The organism is Bacillus sp. JNUCC-21 (genome assembly GCF_041222765.1).
Classification (GTDB): domain Bacteria; phylum Bacillota; class Bacilli; order Bacillales; family Bacillaceae; genus Bacillus; species Bacillus velezensis.
Genome location: NZ_CP166019.1, coordinates 3,733,604 through 3,751,954, shown reverse-complemented (window position 1 = coordinate 3,751,954; position 18,351 = coordinate 3,733,604). Strand labels below are relative to the sequence as shown.

The 18,351-nt window shown below is 45.4% G+C and carries 19 protein-coding genes and 2 pseudogenes; 15 read left to right on the top strand and 6 right to left on the bottom strand.

Going from position 1 to position 18,351, the window contains the following annotated elements:
- Positions 1–83 precede the first annotated feature (83 nt).
- A complete protein-coding gene (locus JNUCC21_RS19015; protein WP_369878406.1) occupies positions 84–2,858 on the bottom strand; it encodes a DEAD/DEAH box helicase in 2,775 nt (924 codons plus the stop codon).
- Positions 2,845–4,455, bottom strand: a complete 1,611-nt coding sequence (locus JNUCC21_RS19010; RefSeq protein WP_015240739.1) for an SWIM zinc finger family protein — start codon at positions 4,453–4,455, stop codon at positions 2,845–2,847. The genes JNUCC21_RS19015 and JNUCC21_RS19010 overlap by 14 nt, the downstream gene beginning before the upstream one ends.
- Before the next feature lie 203 nt (positions 4,456–4,658).
- Here JNUCC21_RS19010 and JNUCC21_RS19005 point away from each other — a divergent pair, with 203 nt between their 5' ends.
- From JNUCC21_RS19005 to JNUCC21_RS18960, 10 genes are all read left to right on the top strand, one after another.
- On the top strand, positions 4,659–4,802 hold the full coding sequence (locus JNUCC21_RS19005; protein WP_003151259.1) for a hypothetical protein: 144 nt from the start codon (positions 4,659–4,661) through the stop codon (positions 4,800–4,802).
- 215 nt (positions 4,803–5,017) lie between these two features.
- Complete coding sequence (locus JNUCC21_RS19000; RefSeq protein WP_007407552.1) at positions 5,018–5,764, top strand: YveK family protein; 747 nt, start codon at positions 5,018–5,020, stop codon at positions 5,762–5,764.
- On the top strand, positions 5,751–6,440 hold the full coding sequence (locus tag JNUCC21_RS18995) for a CpsD/CapB family tyrosine-protein kinase (RefSeq protein WP_007614272.1): 690 nt from the start codon (positions 5,751–5,753) through the stop codon (positions 6,438–6,440). The genes JNUCC21_RS19000 and JNUCC21_RS18995 overlap by 14 nt, the downstream gene beginning before the upstream one ends.
- A gap of 45 nt (positions 6,441–6,485) precedes the next feature.
- On the top strand, positions 6,486–7,250 hold the full coding sequence (locus tag JNUCC21_RS18990; protein ID WP_369878405.1) for a tyrosine-protein phosphatase: 765 nt from the start codon (positions 6,486–6,488) through the stop codon (positions 7,248–7,250).
- Between the two features lie 199 nt (positions 7,251–7,449).
- Positions 7,450–8,775: a UDP-glucose/GDP-mannose dehydrogenase family protein gene (locus JNUCC21_RS18985; RefSeq protein WP_122504233.1), complete on the top strand. Its 1,326-nt coding sequence runs from the start codon at positions 7,450–7,452 to the stop codon at positions 8,773–8,775.
- A gap of 63 nt (positions 8,776–8,838) precedes the next feature.
- On the top strand, positions 8,839–9,627 hold the full coding sequence (locus JNUCC21_RS18980; RefSeq protein WP_069006832.1) for a YwqG family protein: 789 nt from the start codon (positions 8,839–8,841) through the stop codon (positions 9,625–9,627).
- A 280-nt stretch (positions 9,628–9,907) separates the two neighbouring features.
- Positions 9,908–10,342, top strand: a complete 435-nt coding sequence (locus JNUCC21_RS18975) for a DUF5082 family protein (protein ID WP_072589651.1) — start codon at positions 9,908–9,910, stop codon at positions 10,340–10,342.
- Positions 10,342–10,602 (top strand): YwqI/YxiC family protein, encoded by a 261-nt coding sequence (locus JNUCC21_RS18970; protein ID WP_007407543.1) that lies wholly within the window; start codon positions 10,342–10,344, stop codon positions 10,600–10,602. Before JNUCC21_RS18975 ends, JNUCC21_RS18970 begins: the two co-directional genes overlap by 1 nt.
- Before the next feature lie 19 nt (positions 10,603–10,621).
- A complete protein-coding gene (locus tag JNUCC21_RS18965; protein WP_150941477.1) occupies positions 10,622–12,358 on the top strand; it encodes a ribonuclease YeeF family protein in 1,737 nt (578 codons plus the stop codon).
- A gap of 20 nt (positions 12,359–12,378) precedes the next feature.
- Positions 12,379–12,888: a hypothetical protein gene (locus JNUCC21_RS18960; protein WP_043020921.1), complete on the top strand. Its 510-nt coding sequence runs from the start codon at positions 12,379–12,381 to the stop codon at positions 12,886–12,888.
- Between the two features lie 63 nt (positions 12,889–12,951).
- Here JNUCC21_RS18960 and JNUCC21_RS18955 read toward each other — a convergent pair.
- Positions 12,952–13,563: pseudogene (locus tag JNUCC21_RS18955) on the bottom strand (IS3 family transposase); the annotation flags it as partial.
- Between JNUCC21_RS18955 and JNUCC21_RS18950 the strand changes: the two are divergent.
- From JNUCC21_RS18950 to JNUCC21_RS18930, 5 genes and pseudogenes are all read left to right on the top strand, one after another.
- Complete coding sequence (locus JNUCC21_RS18950; protein ID WP_223255044.1) at positions 13,555–14,160, top strand: polymorphic toxin type 15 domain-containing protein; 606 nt, start codon at positions 13,555–13,557, stop codon at positions 14,158–14,160. The pseudogene JNUCC21_RS18955 and the gene JNUCC21_RS18950 overlap by 9 nt on opposite strands.
- Before the next feature lie 18 nt (positions 14,161–14,178).
- Complete coding sequence (locus tag JNUCC21_RS18945; protein ID WP_047936265.1) at positions 14,179–14,721, top strand: T6SS immunity protein Tdi1 domain-containing protein; 543 nt, start codon at positions 14,179–14,181, stop codon at positions 14,719–14,721.
- A gap of 118 nt (positions 14,722–14,839) precedes the next feature.
- Positions 14,840–15,277 (top strand): SMI1/KNR4 family protein, encoded by a 438-nt coding sequence (locus tag JNUCC21_RS18940; protein ID WP_065180286.1) that lies wholly within the window; start codon positions 14,840–14,842, stop codon positions 15,275–15,277.
- A gap of 191 nt (positions 15,278–15,468) precedes the next feature.
- Positions 15,469–15,969, top strand: a complete 501-nt coding sequence (locus JNUCC21_RS18935) for a hypothetical protein (RefSeq protein ID WP_060562463.1) — start codon at positions 15,469–15,471, stop codon at positions 15,967–15,969.
- A gap of 38 nt (positions 15,970–16,007) precedes the next feature.
- A pseudogene (locus JNUCC21_RS18930) lies at positions 16,008–16,554 on the top strand (endonuclease V).
- 157 nt (positions 16,555–16,711) lie between these two features.
- Here the strand turns inward: JNUCC21_RS18930 and chrA are convergent.
- From chrA to JNUCC21_RS18915, 3 genes are read right to left on the bottom strand one after another with little or no spacing between them, the layout of a single operon-like run.
- Complete coding sequence (gene chrA, locus JNUCC21_RS18925) at positions 16,712–17,248, bottom strand: chromate resistance efflux protein ChrA (RefSeq protein ID WP_015240730.1); 537 nt, start codon at positions 17,246–17,248, stop codon at positions 16,712–16,714.
- Positions 17,245–17,835 carry a chromate efflux transporter subunit ChrB gene (gene chrB / locus JNUCC21_RS18920; RefSeq protein ID WP_369878404.1) on the bottom strand — a complete coding sequence of 197 codons (591 nt, stop codon included), beginning with the start codon at positions 17,833–17,835 and terminating at the stop codon, positions 17,245–17,247. Before chrB ends, chrA begins: the two co-directional genes overlap by 4 nt.
- A gap of 13 nt (positions 17,836–17,848) precedes the next feature.
- Positions 17,849–18,325 carry an Lrp/AsnC family transcriptional regulator gene (locus JNUCC21_RS18915; RefSeq protein WP_007407537.1) on the bottom strand — a complete coding sequence of 159 codons (477 nt, stop codon included), beginning with the start codon at positions 18,323–18,325 and terminating at the stop codon, positions 17,849–17,851.
- Between the last annotated feature and the right edge of the window lie 26 nt (positions 18,326–18,351).

Genomic DNA, 18,351 nt, shown 5'->3' with positions numbered 1-18,351 from the left:
GTGACGCATTCATGGCAAATGCGGCGTAACAGTAAGGACGACATAAAAGACCGGCTCTTCTGAGAGAGCCGGCCTTTTTGCGTTTAATGTGATTGCGCCGATGCGCTGAGGGTGAATAATTCTTCAAGCTCAGCGGATGACAGCTCGGTAATCCAATTTTCACTTTGGATAATCTGATCGTTCAGCGTTTGTTTCGTTTCGAGCATGGCATCAATTTTTTCTTCAATCGTTCCCGTCGTAATGAGTTTGTGAACGTGGACGAACCGTTCCTGGCCGATTCGGTAGGCTCGGTCGGTTGCCTGGTTTTCCACCGCCGGATTCCACCATCTGTCATAGTGAATGACATGATTGGCAGCCGTCAGGTTCAGGCCGGTTCCGCCCGCTTTCAGTGACAAAATCAGCGTCGGGTATTCTTTCTTCTGGAACCGTTCGACGAGAGAATCGCGTTCCTGCTTGGACAGGCTTCCGTTTAAAAACTGAACCGGTTCTCCGAATGTTTTTTCCAGGAGGCGCTTCATCATATTGCCCATCTGAATGTATTGGGTGAAAATGAGGCAGCTTTCCCCTTGTCCGCGGATCACCGCCATTAAATCAAGCAGCTTTTCCAGTTTGACGGATCTCCCGTTTAACAGCTCTGTCTGTTCTTCCTTCAAATAGAGCGCAGGATGGTCGCATATTTGCTTCAAGCGGCCGAGCATGCTCAGAATCAGCGCTTTCCGCTGCATCCCGGTCAGAGAAGCCATATGTTCAAATGTATCTTTGACAAGCTGTTCATAAAGGGATGCCTGTTCGGCTGAGAGCGGGATAAACTCTTTTTGTTCCAGCTTGTCAGGAAGATTAAGCGCCACTTCTTCATCCCGTTTTGTCCGGCGCAGTAAAAACGGCCGGATTAACTGCTGAAGCTGGTTGATTCTTTTTTCGTCACGGTCTTTTTCAATCGGCAGCACATAGCGTTTATGAAAGCCGGTCAGACTGCCGAGATAGCCTTTGTTCATAAAATCAAAGATCGACCAAAGCTCTGTCAGGCGGTTTTCCATCGGTGTTCCGCTCAGCGCGATATGATGGACGCCTTTCAGCTTTCTGATCGCGCGGGATTGCTTCGTATGCGCGTTTTTAATATTTTGCGCTTCATCAAGGCAGATGGTGCTCCATGTCACGGAAGAAAGCTCTTCCTGATCGGCGTGCGACAGGCCATAAGAAGTAAGAACGACATCCGCGTCCTGATAGGCCGGGACAAATGCTTCCCCCTTCGGCCGGCGGGGGCCGTAATGAAGCACGGCCTTCAGCTGCGGCGCGAAGGTCTGGAGCTCACGCTGCCAGTTGCCGAGCACCGATGTCGGCGCAATGATTAAGGCAGGCGCTTTTTGCCGGCCGCTTTCCTTCACATGGAGAAAATAAGCGATCATCTGAATCGTCTTTCCCAGTCCCATGTCATCTGCGAGACAGGCGCCGAAGCCGTTTTCCCGTAAAAACAGAAGCCAGTTCATGCCGTACATCTGATAAGGGCGGAGCTGGCCCTGAAACGCCGCGCTGACTTCATGCTCCGGCAGATCCCGGGCATCCGTCAGTTTGCGGATCAGGCTTCTGAGCTGCTTTGATAATTCGATCTTGATCCCGGCAAATGCCGATGAGTCAATGAGGTCCGTGTCCTCGGCTCCGTTTTCCCCGTGATCCATCAGTTCGCGCGCCAGCACGTCGGACATGTGGAGGCCCTCAGATTCTGCTTTTTCCATCAGTTTTTTCATTTGTTTAATGAATTGAGGATCAATTTTCACCCATTGGCCGCGGATGTTGACGAGACGTCTGTTGTTTGCGACAAGCTCATTGAATTCATCCTCTGTCAGCTCAATTCCGTTTGTGGCGAATCTCCAGTTGAAATCAAGCAGAGCGTTCATGCCGACGAAGGACTCGCCCCGCGGTGAGGATGACACTTTCGCCTTGAGCATCATATTGCTGTCCCGGACAATCTGCCACCATGATGGGAGAAGAATCTCCACACCCATATCGACAAGCGTCTCACTCGCTTCCGATAAGAAGATCCAAGCCTCTTCTTCAGAAATCAGCGTCGTTCCTGAATCAAACGAAAGCCAGGGAACCGTTCTGCGGAAGCGGTCCTGTTCGCGCGCGATTTTTCCGCTGTATGCCTGCCACGCTTTTTTCAGTCCCTTCAGTCCGTCAAAAAAGGTGATGGAGCCGGTTTTTTTCTCACGTAAAAACATTTCGATTTTCCAGTCGTCACCGTCGAAATCAGGCTCGTTTAATCGGAGCCCGACGGTAAACGGCGTCAGATCGTCATGCCAGCCGATTCCCTCCAGAAAATCATCTTCATCCAAAAAGGAGCCTTTAAACGTATGAACGGCCGGTGAGCGGGTTTCGATCCGCCGCCATTTTTCCAGCAGGTCATCATTGTACTGAATGTAGTCCTGGACCGCGGCTGAGAACCAGTCTGCCGTAAAGCCTTCCAGCAAAAGCTCGCGGTCTTTGAAGCGCAGGACGCCATTTTGCCAAGCCTCATAATCCGGAAGAAAATCGCCGTCGGCAATAAATTCGAATATCGTCGAAGCCGCTTCGATTAACGGTTCCGTTTCCTTTGTCAGCTGCACGGTGCTGAATGAATTGAACGAGTTTTTTCCGAGCAGCTCGACGGTCATCCACGGGCTGAGCAGAACGGCCGGAGTGCCGATGAAGCTGACGTCTTCAAGAAACGTTCCGTAAAAGGTGGACTCATGCCATTGGAACAAATGAGTCTTCATCTGACTGAGAGTAAGCGGCTGCTCCTTCTCATCATGGCTTGACAGCGTAAATGTCCAATCTTCCATTTGTTCTACATGAATGAAAATTTCCTTAAGACTCGCCATCAATCAACTTTCCTTTCTGCAATTCTTCTTGAAGGGCGCGCAGCCTCTTGTAGCTTGCGCTCAGCCGGCTGATATACCGCTCCCATACCTGCTGTTTTTTTGCCTTTTTATAAAGCGTCCGCAGTTTTTTCAGATGGCGCGCAGCCTCTTTATAGGCGCTGCGGTTTTTTTGGTCGATAAAAAAGGCCGCCGCCCGGTGATAGGAGGGGATGAGCGCTTCCGGATCACTGGCGGCAATTTCCTTCAGGATGTCCTTTTCGATTTCCCAGACGGAAAAACCGACGAGGCTGTGAATCTCCACCCACTCCGCGTACCGTCGTTTTTCGTACAGGTACTGGCTGTATTCGGTAAAGGTATAGGGAAGGCAGCCGGAAGCAAACCGTTCAAACAGCTGATCATCCCGTGAGTGCCGCGCATAATCCGCCAATAGCGCAAACAGCTCTCCGATGATGTCGCGCATTTCTTTAAACGGCTTATCAAGCTTCGTATAGTTCACGGCAAGCGGTTCGATCCGGCCATACCATGCTTTCAGCCGTTTCCAGTCTTTTTTCGCGGTGAGTTCACCGAGCCATTGAAAGGTATACGGCAGCGCTTCAGGAGGGAAGCGGGACATATCTTCAAAGACAGATTCATCATCTTTTTGCAAAAAGGCCAGATGAAGCCGTCCGAACCGCACTTCCGGCGAAAAACGGCGCCCGCTTTCCTGTTCGAGAATCTCCTGTTCACGCGCAACCCATTTCGGCCGGTTCAAAAGCGCGCTCCACATTTCACCGAATACCCGGAGGCGTTCGTATTGAAAAAGCTCTTCTTTCACAAGCAGTCTGCGGAGCACCGGGGGCGTCCGGTCTAAAAAGGGATCGAGTGAAAAAGACAAAGCGTACGTTTTCAGTCTGTCAATGGAGGAATAAATCGTATCCATCAGCTGTTCCACGTATGGATTGATGCTGTAATAATCTTTTTCGGCATCCAATCTGCCTGACTCAATCAAAGTGAACATGTGAAGCCAGACGGCAAGCGCCGAATGAATCTGATATAAGCTTTTAAGCTCGGGTTTTTTCGGGGCGTGTTTTTTGAGCGCTGACAGATAGCCGTAATAAAGGCCCTGCATCGTCTGGCTTCCGGCCGGCGTCCGCGCCTCCCACAGCGAGAATTCCGAATCAAAAAAAGCGAGCCAGCTTGACAGCGACTCTTCATTCGGCAGCACTTTTTCCTGAAACTGCCGGCGGACAAGCTCCCTGCTTTCCTCAAGCTTTTCTCTTTCCAGCCAATGTTCGGTAAAGGTACCGACCCGCTCGAATTGGGCATATACGTAAAGAAAAACGGCCAGCACGTGGCGGCAGATCGCCTCAGACGGGCATGCGCAGCCGCTTTTCACCATGAAAAATAAGTTCAGCGTGACCCTTACAGGCACAACATCCTGCACATATGCGGAAATCTCTGTCGGGGTTTGAACCTGTATACGATAGACGGAATCCTGCCGATATAAAATGAGTGCTTTCTTCATCAGCTGAACATTGTCTTCATTGTAAGGAAGAAGTTCTTTAAGCTGTTCAGCCGCTGCGAGCACATCTTCTTTAGCAATCATATCCTGAAGCATGATTATCGCTCCTAACGAGTCACAAAATAAAAAGATTCCAATTCCTCTATTATATCGCAACACATGGCCCGGAAAAAGTTTTTCCTAAAAAAGGACATAAAAACCCGAATGTGTCGAATGATGTATTAGAGATTGCAAAACAGCACCCGACAGCATATAATAATCTTGTTTTCAATTTAATGGAAGCCGAAAGGAAACGAATGATGAAGAAAACGAAGTTAGATCAAGAGGAGTTTCTGAAGATTTTAATGCATGCGCACGACATTGGTGAGCAGTCCTCTGAGATGACCACAAAAGAAATGCTTGAGAATTTGATTTCTTATATTAAAAATGGATATGCAACATAAAATCCCGCAGGCTCTTGGCCGCGGGATTTTTTAATCTTCCTGTGACACCAGTATTTAAAGCGCTTACAAAAATAAAACAGATTGAAGTGATTGTCTATTTTTGTCGAATTTTGTCATTTGAAAAGGTTAGAAATGACAGTTTAAAACTGTATAATCGTAATTGGAAAAGATCATTGGAGGGAATGGGAATACGCGGAAAGTGATATGGAGGTTATATGGGAGAATCTACAAGCATAAAGGAAATATTCGCAATACTGAGAAAGCGTCTGCTGTTTATACTTATTATTACCGCGGCGGCATCTGCCGCAGGCGGACTCATCAGTTTCTTCGCTCTTACGCCGGTCTATGAAAACTCAACTCAAATTTTGGTCAGCCAATCCAAAAACAATCAAAAAGAAGTCCAATTCAATGATGTTCAAACCAACCTCCAATTAATCAACACGTATAATGTCATCATCAAAAGTCCGGTCATCCTCGATGAGGTGATTAAACAGCTGCATCTGTCCATGACTTCGAAAGAACTTGAATCGAAAATCACGGTGTCCAGCGAGCAGGATTCACAAGTCGTGACGATCGCCGTGCGGGATACGGATGCTAAGCGGGCGGCCGTTATGGCAAATGCGGTTGCAGCCGTTTTTCAGGACAAGATCACCGCCATTATGAACGTGGATAATGTCAGCATCCTTTCAAAGGCCGAAGCAGCGGACAGCCAGTCACCGGCAGAGCCTAACCGTAAGCTGAACATCGCGATTGCGTTTGCCGCCGGACTTTTGGGCGGAATCGGTCTCGCCTTTTTGCTGGAACATCTGGATAATACGATCAAATCGGAAGAACAGCTGGAATCGCTGCTCGGCATCCCGATCCTGGGAACGGTTACTTCAATCAGTACTAAAGACAGCGTTGCCAAAAACTTGAGGATGGCGGAAACCAAACAAGCGGGGGGCGGACATGTTGACGCGTAAAAAAGACAAACCCGGAAAACGAAGCGTGATTGCGATGTCTGAGCCGAAATCCATCAACTCAGAACAATATCGCACGATCCGCACAAACATTGAATTTTCTTCCGTTGATACGGAGGTGAAGTCCCTTTTGATCACATCCGCCGGTCCGGAAGAAGGAAAATCGACAACCGCGGCCAACCTTGCCGTCGTATTTGCACAGCAGGGGAAAAAAGTGCTTTTAATTGATGCGGATCTGCGCAAACCGACGGTTCATTTCACTTTCAAATTGGACAACGGAACCGGATTAACGTCGCTGCTGTTAAAACAGATGCCGTTTCAGAAAGCCGTCCTGCCAGCTGATGAAGCAAACCTGGATATTTTAACGAGCGGGCCGATCCCGCCCAATCCGGCGGAGCTTTTATCGACGGGTGCTATGAAAGATCTTCTGTCAGAAGCCGCCGCAGTTTATGATAAGGTGATTTTGGATACACCTCCCGTTTTGGCCGTAGCAGATACGAAAATATTAGGCAGCTACACTGACGGGGCCATTATGGTGATCTCAAGCGGGAAAACGGACAAGGAAAAAGCGGCCAAGGCGAAAGAAGCGCTCGATTACTGCCCGTGCAAGCTCCTTGGGGCCGTGATGAACGGGAAGAAACAAACGAAACACTCGGACTACGCCTATTACGGACAATAATGTCATAATGGGCGCGGTCCATTCTTTTTAAGGAGGGATTGAAATATGATAGATATCCATTGTCACATCCTTCCTTCCATAGACGACGGCGCGGCGGATGATACAGAAAGCCTGAAGATGGCGAGAGAAGCGGTCAGACAGGGGATTGATACGATCATCGCGACGCCGCATCATGTGAAATACCGCTATGACACGGACCGGCATACGGTCAACGAAGCGGTCAGCCTGTTAAACAAACGTTTGAACAAGGAAGGCATTCCGCTGACTGTTCTGCCCGGCCAGGAAATCAGAACAGACGGAGATCTGCTGGCAGGTCTTCAAAGCGGCTCGCTTGTTCCGCTCCATAATACAAAGTATGTGCTGGCGGAATTTCCGGCGGATCATGTCCCGGCCTACGCTGAAAGGCTGTTTTATGAACTGCAGCTGAACGGATATGTCCCCGTCATCGCCCATCCGGAGCGGAACAGAGAAATTCGCGAAAACCCTTCCGTCCTATACAGTCTTGTGAAGAAAGGCGCGGCCGCCCAAGTGACGGCCGGCTGCATTGCCGGAGCATTCGGGCGGAAAGCGAAATCCTTTTCGCTGCAGCTGATGGAAGCGAATTTGATCCACTTTCTCGCATCTGACGCCCATAATCTCGGACCGAGAAATTTTTATTATCAGGAGGCGCTCGGCGTTCTGAAAAAAGAAGCAGGGGCTGAGCTGATTTACATGCTCGCGGAAAATGCGGCGCTTCTCGCTGAAAACAAAGCCGTTTATAAGGAACCTCCGCTGCCTGTGGCCCGCCGTAAGCGCTGGGGTCTTTTTTAATCGTCGTCTCCATCCCGTTTAAATGAAGCGTAAGCGGCTGTTTTGCAAGATGATTCTTTTATGCTTATGCTATTATCAGCGGCCGGCGCCGTTTTTTCCTATCATGACCTCAGGCTTCCGGCATTCAGCCGGTGCCGGGATCATATGATAATAACGGTAAGCTGCCCAGCAGCAATTTCTAAACGGTTGGGGGAACACGATGAAAATAACAGTGATCGGAACAGGCTACGTCGGTCTTGTGACAGGAGTGTCTCTTTCAGAAATCGGCCATGACGTAACATGCATAGACATTGACGAACGTAAGGTTGAGCAGATGAGAAAGGGCTTGTCCCCTATCTTTGAACCGGGCCTTGAAGATATGATGAAACGAAATATCGGCCGGCATCGGCTGGCATTTGAAACGAGCTACGAAAAAGGGCTTGCGGAAGCTGACGTTATTTTTATAGCGGTCGGAACGCCGCAAAAAGAAGACGGGCACGCAAACCTTACTTATATTGAAAATGTCGCCGAACGGATTGCCGAACATATTTGTAAAGATGCGATCGTCGTGACAAAAAGCACGGTTCCCGTGGGAACGAATGACAGGATCAGAGAAGTTATTCATTCACGGCTGAAAGCGGACGTGAACATTTCAATCGCCTCGAACCCGGAATTTCTCCGTGAAGGTTCGGCGATTCACGATACCTTTCACGGCGACCGCATCGTGATCGGGGCTGAAGACCGGCAGACGCGGGAAACGCTTGACCGGGTTTTCGCGCCGCTTGCGATTCCTGTATATCATACGGACATCAGAAGCGCTGAGATGATCAAATATGCGTCAAACGCATTTTTAGCGGCGAAAATCAGTTTTATTAATGAAATTTCTCATATATGTGAAAAAGTCGGTGCGGATGTGGAATCAGTCGCACACGGAATGGGATTGGATAAACGGATCGGCAATCAATTCTTAAGAGCCGGCATCGGTTACGGCGGTTCCTGTTTTCCGAAGGATACAAACGCCCTCGTGCAGATCGCGGGACATGTGGAGCATGATTTTGAATTGCTGAAGTCCGTCATTAAAGTCAACAATAACCAGCAGTCCATGCTGGTTGATAAAGTGCTGAACAGGCTCGGCGGTGTGACGGGGAAGACCATCGCGTTATTAGGGCTGTCTTTTAAGCCGAATACAGATGATATGCGGGATGCGCCGTCCATTGTCATTGCGGATCGTCTGGCGGCTCTTGACGCCCGGATGACAGCGTACGATCCGATCGCTTCATTCCGGGCTTCCGGGCTGCTTCCGGCTGAAGTTTCCTATCGGGAGTCCATAGAAGAAGCCGTCAGGGGAGCGGATGCCGTCCTGATTCTGACAGATTGGGAACAAATTAAACACTTCCCGCTTGAAGCGTACAAAGAGCTGATGGAAACCCCGGTTATTTTCGACGGGAGAAACTGCCACTCGCTTGAGGAAGCGGAACAGGCGGGCGTGGAATATATCTCAATCGGAAGAAGAGCCGTCGTGCCTCAGACTGATTCTGTCACTTGAAAGGCCGGCGGACCGCGCCGGCCTTTTATCATACAATCTTTAGAGACGAAGGAGATATTTATCGTGGAAAAAACATGGAAATTGCCGAAGCAAATGGAATCATCCCGCGGTCTGCTGGAAACGTCAGCACGGCCTTTTATCAAACTGCACGTCAAAAAAGCTGAAACGGGGCGGTATGACAGTAAAATTGCAGGAGACCCCTATTTTCCGAAACATGAACCATATCCTAAAGATGAAAGCGGCAGGCCGATGAAGCTTCTCGCTCAAATCAATTTTGCGGATATGCCCGGACTCCCTGATTTTCCGGACACCGGCATTCTTCAGTTTTACATATCGGTCAGTGATGACGTATACGGTCTGAATTTTGACGACGGGTGCGCGCAAACGGGTTTCTGCGTCAAATATTTTGAACATGTGACAGCAGAAGAAGCGGAGCTCATGGATGATTTTTCTTTCGTTCAGGTTGAAGAGGAGTACGATTTTCCGATTCAATCCGAAGCGCTGATCACCCCTGAGCTGTCTGCTGAATGGGTGCTCCCGTCTGATTTTCAATTCAGGCAGTATGCCGGGATGGATGCCTTTGACTATTTCGAGCAGTTTGACGATGAGGTGTATGACGAATATACGGCGAACGCATTCGGCCATAAAATCGGCGGCTATGCGTCCTTCACCCAGGAAGATCCGCGGTCTTATTCTCATCAAAACCATACGATTCTGCTTTTGCAAATTGATTCAGATGATGACATTGATTCGATGTGGGGAGATGTGGGAATCGCCAATTTCTTTATCAGACCGGAAGATTTGAAGAAAAAAGATTTCTCAAACGTTTTGTACAACTGGGACTGCAGTTAACGACAGTATGATGATCATGATACAAGGCAAAGGAGACGGTTAATCACTGTCTCCTTTTTTTTAGGGAATTTATCATGGATACATAGAGGAGATCGATGAATGGATATGCCGTTTATGTGAGTCTTTTGGCGTTAATGATGAGCATCTCGGCTGTTGAAAATAAGCCATTTAACCTATTTAAGCTGCTTTCTGTCTATTTTAAAATATAATATATGGAAATATAGTATGGAAAAGTCTGTGCTTTTTGTACGACTTTTTGCGTAAGACGAGGTGAAAACAGATGAGCCATTCAAGCACATTAAGCTATATTAACAGCACGATCAGCCATAAACTGGGCGAGGTTGAACACCAAATTGATAAATTAAAAGAAGCGAAAAGAGAGATAGAATCTCTGCAGGAAGAGGGCGTATCTGAAATCAGGGACATCCTCAGGCCGCACCTGGACCATCATTGGACCGGCACTTTTGCTGAAGAATTTGATGACCGGCGCGATCAGGCCCATACAGAAGCATACAGAATCGTCACAGACAAATACGACGGTTATATTTACCGAATCGGCTTAAAGATGACACAGCTTGAAATTGAAAAAGGAGGGCTCCTTGCCGCCAGAAGCATTGCGAGAGAGGCAGAGCACCTGCTGACGCTGGGAGAAGAAGCCCTTGACACGGTCGGAGAAAAAATACAATCAATCAAAAGAAGCTGGAGTTGGTTTTAATGGCAGAAATAAAACTCAAATACGGAACCGTCATGAAGCAGCTTGAATCCGTCAGCAGCGCTTTGGAGGCTGTTTCGATCGGGAACGCCGGTTCAAACGGAAAAAACAAGCTCGACTATACCTCCAAGTACCAATCCCGCGAGGCAAAGCTTGTATCGATGATCAGCGAATACAAGCAGGCCGTTCATAAGAATATCGCGGACGTTAAAGACAACGTAGATTCTTTGAAAGAACAGGACGAGGCGATCGCCGTAAAATAACGAAAGAAAGGACTTGCCGATGAGCAAAGTGTTTGAATCACAATCGTTAACGGACGAAGCAGATAAGAGAAAGAAACAATACGAAGCCCTTGAAGAGCAGCTGCGTGCGCTCAAACAAGCCTTTCAAGGCGTGGCCGATCTGGGTGATGCTTTGAAAGGGAAAGGCGCAGACAATATAAAAGATTTTTTTCAGGGACAAGCGGAAATCGCCGACAGCTGGCTGACGCTAGTCTCTGCTCAAATTGCGTTTTTAAATGGCATTTCAGGTGACATTAAAGATCAAGAACTCAGCGATACATATGTGGAGACTTCATTTTTGGAGCATGAGCTGCCCAACGCGGATTTGAAAGCTTCAGAGATTGTCTCCGCTCATAAAGCAGAAATCGATTCAATTTTGTCAGGCATCAGCGATATTATTCATCTCGACACATATACGCTGGATGATTACGCTGATAAAATGGGCGATGCCCAGAAAACCAGACGTGACACAATCACGGCAGTCGATACGCTTGATGAATCCCTGACTGCTGAATATCAAAACTTAGAATCTCTGGACAACGCAGTGCTCAGCAAATATTCTGTTCTCATGCAGGCCACCAGCAACGGGAAAAGCGCATCCCCTATGTACTATGACAAAAAAGCCTTCCACAGCAATGAAATCTACAAAAGCGTCACGGCGACAGAAAAACAGGGAACGGACTATATTGACGCAAAAGCCCAGCAGGCTGAAGCAAGACGGCTTCAGGAAAAGGCTGAAGAAGAAGCCAATAAACCATGGTACGAAAAAACATGGGACGGCATCTGCAACTTTACCGGCGAAGTCACCGGCTATTATGATTATAAAAGAGCAGCCGAAGGCGTTGATCCGGTGACCGGAGAAAAACTCTCCACCGCAGAACGCGTCACAGCAGGAGCGATGGCCGCCGCCGGATTCATACCGGTCGTCGGCTGGGCGGGCCGCGCTTTCAAAGGCGGAAAAGCCATTTACAAAACCGGAAAAACCGTCATTGCCGCAGAACATGCTTTAGATGCCTATAAAACCGGAAAATCCTTAGACATTCTCAAAATGACTGAAATGGGCGCATACGGCCTTGTCGCCTCAAACGGATTCACAGAAGCCGTCACAGGCCGGGATATGTTCGGAAACAAAGTGTCCGAGGAGAAGCGGAAGCAAGGGGCACTGGAAGCTGCGCTGAGTTTGGTTGGAGCCGGTGCATTGGCGAAGCATGTAAACAAAGGCATACCGCTTGCAAAATCGCCACAAGCATCAAAAGTTGAAAAAGGGAAAAAGATTCTAGACCAAGTAAAAGAATTCAAAGTCCCGACGAATGTAAAAATTCGTGTCCACAAGACTGTCACACCGGATGGCGCAACTTTCCCAATCATTCATGCTGATGTGAAAACGACTGCTGTGAAAGATCTTGGGGTTGTGAAGATGGTGGGTAGTGGTGGCGGGAATAGTAAGAAACTTTTCGGTCAAAATGGAACTCAAATTGCAAGTAAGACAACATGGCAAAATGGGAAGACAGAAAGAATAGACATTGAAAACCCAAATCCAGGGCAAAGAGAAGGTCAAATTCACTATCACGAGCCAAATAATAAAAAATGGTATTTCGATGTAGAAACAAAAAAGTTTTATGACCAAAAAACAGGTGAAGATGCACCTAGCAAAATTCAAAAAGTACTTAAAGACAAGAGTGTTCAGAAAGCTATAAATAAGGGATTGAAATTTTTAGGTGAGGATCCTGTATTTTAGTATAGGAGTGAAGATTATATATGGAATATACAAATAAAAATATGAAAAGACTAAAAGAACGACTTGAAGATCGGAGTAATGCAAATAAAGTTGACCTATCTAAATTAAAGGATATTATTTCACCTAATATAGTTAAAGTAGACGATTGCTATATTCTAGATCTAGAGTATGAGTTAACTGATAATACAACGATAAATTGGAATAGAATTTTGAAAATGTACGGGGATAAAACGGGGTATGAAGCATCGTGTAATGAGCTCCGCATAAACGATTATTTAGACAACAGTGATTTGTCTGATGAAGAGATTTCACTTTATGCGTTTCAGGTAGTAGACGGTTGGGAACAACATTTAAAAGAAAAATTTCCTGAGCATAAATTTGTTGTGATTATAAGTATTGATGAAGGTTTTGCGACACTTAGATTTCATAAATATAGAGAAGAGGAAAGCGGTTGGCTAAAGGCCGACATTGAAGAGTACGGAAACGAAGCTATCCTTGTAAAAGAAATTAACTTTAGTAATAAAATTTAACTAAAAAAGCAGGTAGTTATATTGGGACTGACCCCTGTTTTTGAGACAGGGATCAAAACACCTTCATACAGCCAATTGCCGATATTGTATCGGCGATTGGCTGTTTAGTTTCGTTTGAATACGAATATTGTTATAATAATGAATGTATTCTATGGCAGTGCGTTCTACGATGGCCGTCGTAGTTCGATCAATGTTAAGATAGAACGTTTCAGACTTTAGTGAGGAATGAAACGATTCGATGGAGGCATTATCAGCGGGCGTCCCTTTGCGGGACATGCTCATGGTAATGCCTTTTGTTTTAACAGCTTTCTGATACTCATAAGATGTATAAACAGAACCTTGGTCACTATGTAACAGGCAGTTCTCTGGCAGTGCGGGCAGCTGATCAAGTGTGTGTAAGACAAAGTCTGTGTCCTGTCTATCGCCAATCGTAAAAGCAATCACTTCTCCATTGTATAAATCCAATATACTGGAAAGGTACAATTGTTTCTGCCCATAAGGCAAATATGTGATATCCGTTACTAGCTTTTCCAGAGGGCGATCATACTGAAAGTTTCGATCTAATATATTCTCGGCCACGGCATATGGCTGCCCATTCTTCTTGCGCTTTTTCACCTTAACCCGGCATTGCCACTGATTCTTCTGCATAATGCGCTGAACCGTTTTATGATTCATGCTGATGTGAAAACCAAAGCTGTGAAAGATCTTGGGATTGTGAAGATGGCGGGTAGTGGTAAAGGCACCAAGGGTACGGGTAATGTAAGGCATTTAGATGATGTACCTAGAATAAGTGAAATTGAAGTGAACTTTAAGAGAAATATAAAACATGATCCTGAAGAATTTGCAAGACAACTAAAAAATCAAGAAAAAGGAATGAACGAATTAACAGTTAACGAATATTTGAAAAATAGAGAAAGATATATTGCTAAAGGTAGAGCGATAGAAGGAAATTCTGCTCAAAAAATGGCTAGACAAGAAGCGCTTAAAGATAAAATTGCTGAACTACGAAAGCAAGGACTCTCAAGAGCTGATGCGACTAAACAAGCTTCAGATTGGATGGACACACAAGCAGCGCTTCACAATCCAGATCAAATAGCTGGAGGAAGGGCAGACAGTATTGGTGGTTTAGGGGATAAAAGAGTTAATTCCTCCTTAGGATCACAATGGAAATATAGAATTGATATTGTTGATCAGCAAATTAGGAAAACGGCAGAGAATATGTCACCTGCAGAAATAAAGAATACTTATTTGAATGTAAAGTTGACCCAATAACAAAAGGGGGCATCTTAATTGGATACCTTTGAGAACTATATTAAATACGATACAGTTGATGAAAGAATTACTTTAAGATATAAAGACAAACTTCCTGCAGAACTGATAGAAGTATGGGATAAATATGGTTTGGGAACATTATTAAACGGTTTTTTAAAAGTTATTAACCCAGACGAGTATTTAGATATCTTAGAAAGATGTTATATGAGGTACGAGCAAGCGATTCCTATTTTCACCACCTCAATGGGTGATATTATAGTATGGGAAAAAGATAAATACGTTAATTTATTAAATTTTAGAAAAGGGCATGTTCATGTTGTTTCATCTGGATTTGATTTCTTTTTTGATGATTTAAAAGATAATGATTTTATGAATGATGAATTAATGTGGGAACCTTATCCTGAAGCTAGTAGAATATACGGTAAACCTGATTATGACGAATGTTTCGGATACACTCCTTTACTAGGTTTAGGTGGATCTGAAAAAGTAGAGAATCTAGAAAAGGTAAAATTAAGAGAACATATTCTTATTATTACTGAATTTATGGGGCCAATTGAATAGGATTGGTGTTAAGACAAGCACTTGATTTGCACTTAAGGCATCAAGTGCTTCTTTGTATGTAACAGGAATAGCTGAACGAAAAATGAATGTTTGCTTTCCAAGGAGGTAAAAATAGTTCATGGCTAAATTTGAATTTATAAATCATTTAGAAAATAAAACATATAAGGTACCTGAAGAGGATATATTAAAAGCTGAACAAAGAATGAAAGTAGATATTCCAAATGATTTAAAACAATTATATTTAGAAGTCGGTTATGGTTTTATTAAAGGTGAAAGTGATAATGCAATTAATAGGATATTGGGGCCAGGGGCAGTAGCCGACATTAGACTAAGAGAAGGAATTTTTGAGTTTGACCCAGATTTAGATGAACTTTATGATGATGAAAATAAACTTATTTTTTTTGAAGTAAACGAGGGTGTTTATATTTCTATAGATTTACAATTAGAAAACAATCCAATATTTTATTTTGACACTCAAATAGCTGAGTCGTTAGAGGATTTTTTTAAAAAGTTCCTCAATGATAACGAATATTATATTGATTTAATTGAGGATTAGACTTATAAGAGGGAATGGTTAGAAAAATTAATTAAACTTGATGGCTGCTGAAGCCTTTCAAGGTTTTTTCATAGGTGAATTGTTGTTTTCTGTTTTGTAAATTCTGAATAATTTATTTGGCTTTAGGCTGCGTTCCGGTTACCGGAGAGTTGGTAACCCTACGGTTGTACTTAGGAAAGGTGTATAAAGTAATGAAATACGGACATTATCATAATCAGGTAAAAGAAGTTATTGATTTTTCCAAAACCTTTAAAGCAGTTGCATCACATGATATCTCTTATTTTACTAAAATTATTAATGATGAAGAAAAAGCTAAGTACTATGCTTACGAAGATGTAATTGGTGAAGATGAATATGCGTGGAAAGATATAAAAGAAAACGAGATGAGTGAGGTATGGGGAAAATTTTATAAATTAAACGATGATCAAAAACCACAAAACCTAGACATGCTTCTGAAAATTTTTTCGGAAAATGTCAGAAGTGCTACGACTGAATTTAATACTTTTCTTGAAGAGATCGTAGCAGATCTGAATAATTGTGCAATAAATAGAGCAGTAAGCGGGAAAACAGACAATTTTTTTGAAAAACTTTTCAAAATTTATAAAGCGGGCTATTTTCCATGTGGCTGGGATGGAGATTATCCTTATGGAAGTTTTATTGCGCTGTATATCGAAATGAAGAACTTGAGTTGAAAAGACGATTTTAAATGAAAACGAGGAAAATAAGTGAAATGAAAATACATCAAATTCACGATTTTGATCTAAATGATGAATCGGATTTTATTCGAACACAACAATCCCTAATACATAAAATCAACCTATCCCCCGTCATCCATCCAGACTCCGTCAACACATGCGCAGGCGTCGACCTCGCTTATTGGGAGCAGGACGGGGAACCGTACGGCGTATGCAGTATCATCGTGATTGACGCTGATACAAAAGAAGTGATTGAAAAAGTGCACAGCATGGGGAAAATCAGCGTGCCGTATGTTTCCGGTTTTCTTGCGTTTCGCGAGCTGCCGCTGATCATTGAAGCGGCCGAAAATCGGCGCCTACACCGATATTCTCATTGACGGCGAGGTATATGGCCGGGCGCTTCGGACACGTTGGGACGTGAAGCCTATCTTCTTGTCTTGCGGACATAACATTGATTTAGAAAGCAGCTATCAGATCACAATGAAAATGATCAATCGAGACAGCAGGCTGCCGATCCCTGTCCGTCTGGCTGACCTTGAAACGCATGTTTTGCGAACGTTTTATCGGAAAAATCACGTGTAACACTTGCAGTCCGGGAGGCTGCAAATGTTTTTTATTGATCAGGCCATCTGGGGGGATGACAGGAACCACATGTAAGAAGCATAGACGAAGAAACAGTTATCTATATCGAACAACATATCGGGACTGAAACAAAAAGCACCTGTCCAGGTGCTTTTCTTTATAAATGAGGAACCACAAGCCCTCCATACAAAAACGCCGCGATAATCAGGAAGGCCGGATGCATCTTGAATTTTGTCAAGGCAAGAAGGGAAATCCCCGCAATCACTATCGCTTGAACCCAGCCGATCGCTTTGATGCCGTCTGCGCCGATTTGCCAGGTAAGAATGAGCATCATGACGGCGATGACAGGCTGGACGGACAGCGTCATACCTTTGATGACGGGAGATTGGCGGAAGCGCTGAATGATGCGCAAGAGGACGATCAATGCGAGCGCCGACGGTACGACGGTGGCGATCAGCGCAATCAGGAACCCGGGCCACCCGCCTGCGCTGTAGCCGACATACGCCGCGATTTTGGTGGCGATCGGGCCCGGCAATGCGTTCGCAAGTGCGAGCATATTTGAGAATTGATCGTTTGAGAGCCAGCTGTATCTGTTGACGACTTCTTCAAACATCAGCGGGATTGACGCCGGTCCGCCTCCATATCCGAGTGCGTTTGCGACAAAAAACGCCATAAATACATAAATCATGATCATGAGGCCGACATTCCTTTATCTTTTGAACGTTTATTTGTGATTTTGTCTTTCAATTTAAAATGAAACGCGCCGTACGCTAAGAAAATGATAATGACAAAGCCGGGATTGATCTGCAGCGTTTGCAGGCCGATAAAAGCGATGATGAAAAATAGGATGCCCGTGACCCAGCCGAAACCTTTAAGCGCTTTTTGGCCAAACTCGTACGCCATAATGCCGAGCATGACGGCGATTACCGGTGTTACGGCGCCAATCATGCCGGCAACAATTGCTGAGTGGCTTAAGACATTGACAGCCGCAAACAAGCCTACCATAGCAAGATATGTAGGCAGAATGTGGGCAAGGGTTGCCACGATTGCGCCTAACGTGCCTTTCAGCTTAAAGCCCAGATACGCAGCCATTTTTGTGGCAATCGGTCCGGGAAGCGCATTAGCGATTGCTAATATTTCTCCGAATTCATCATCATCTATCCATTTGTATTTATCGACGGCTTCATGGCGGATGAGCGGGATCACCGACGGGCCGCCCCCGAATCCGAAAATGCCCGTTCGGACCATCGCCGCCGTAATGTCCCAATAGGGATGTCTCATGGCTATGTCCTCCTTACAGCTTCATGCCCGTTCTGCTTTTATACCGTTTAATCAGCATTTGGCAGTCGACGCTGACGACGCCTTTTTGCGTATAGAGCCGTTTTGTCAAAAACTCTTCCATCTCCTGATCATTTGCGAAAATACCGTGCATATGCAGCTTGCTCGGTCCGGTCATATGATAAAGGCTTGTCACTGCCGGTTCCTTTTCAAGCTTTAATGCGGTTTCCTCCAAATACTGCGGCTCCACCTCCACATTAAAAAACACGGACACATGGCGGCCGATTTTCGCCGGGTTGATGACAGCGGTGAATTTTTCAATCACACCGGCATCCAGTAAATGCTGAATGCGGTGCTGAACCGCCACTCGCGACAGGTTAACCCGCTTTCCTACGTCTGTATAGGAAATCCTCCCTTCCTCGTGCAAAATCGAAAGAATCTGTTTATCCGTTTCATCAAGGACAAGATTCGGAATGCTGTATTCATGTTCCAACCCGCTTCACCTTCCTTCATTTGGTA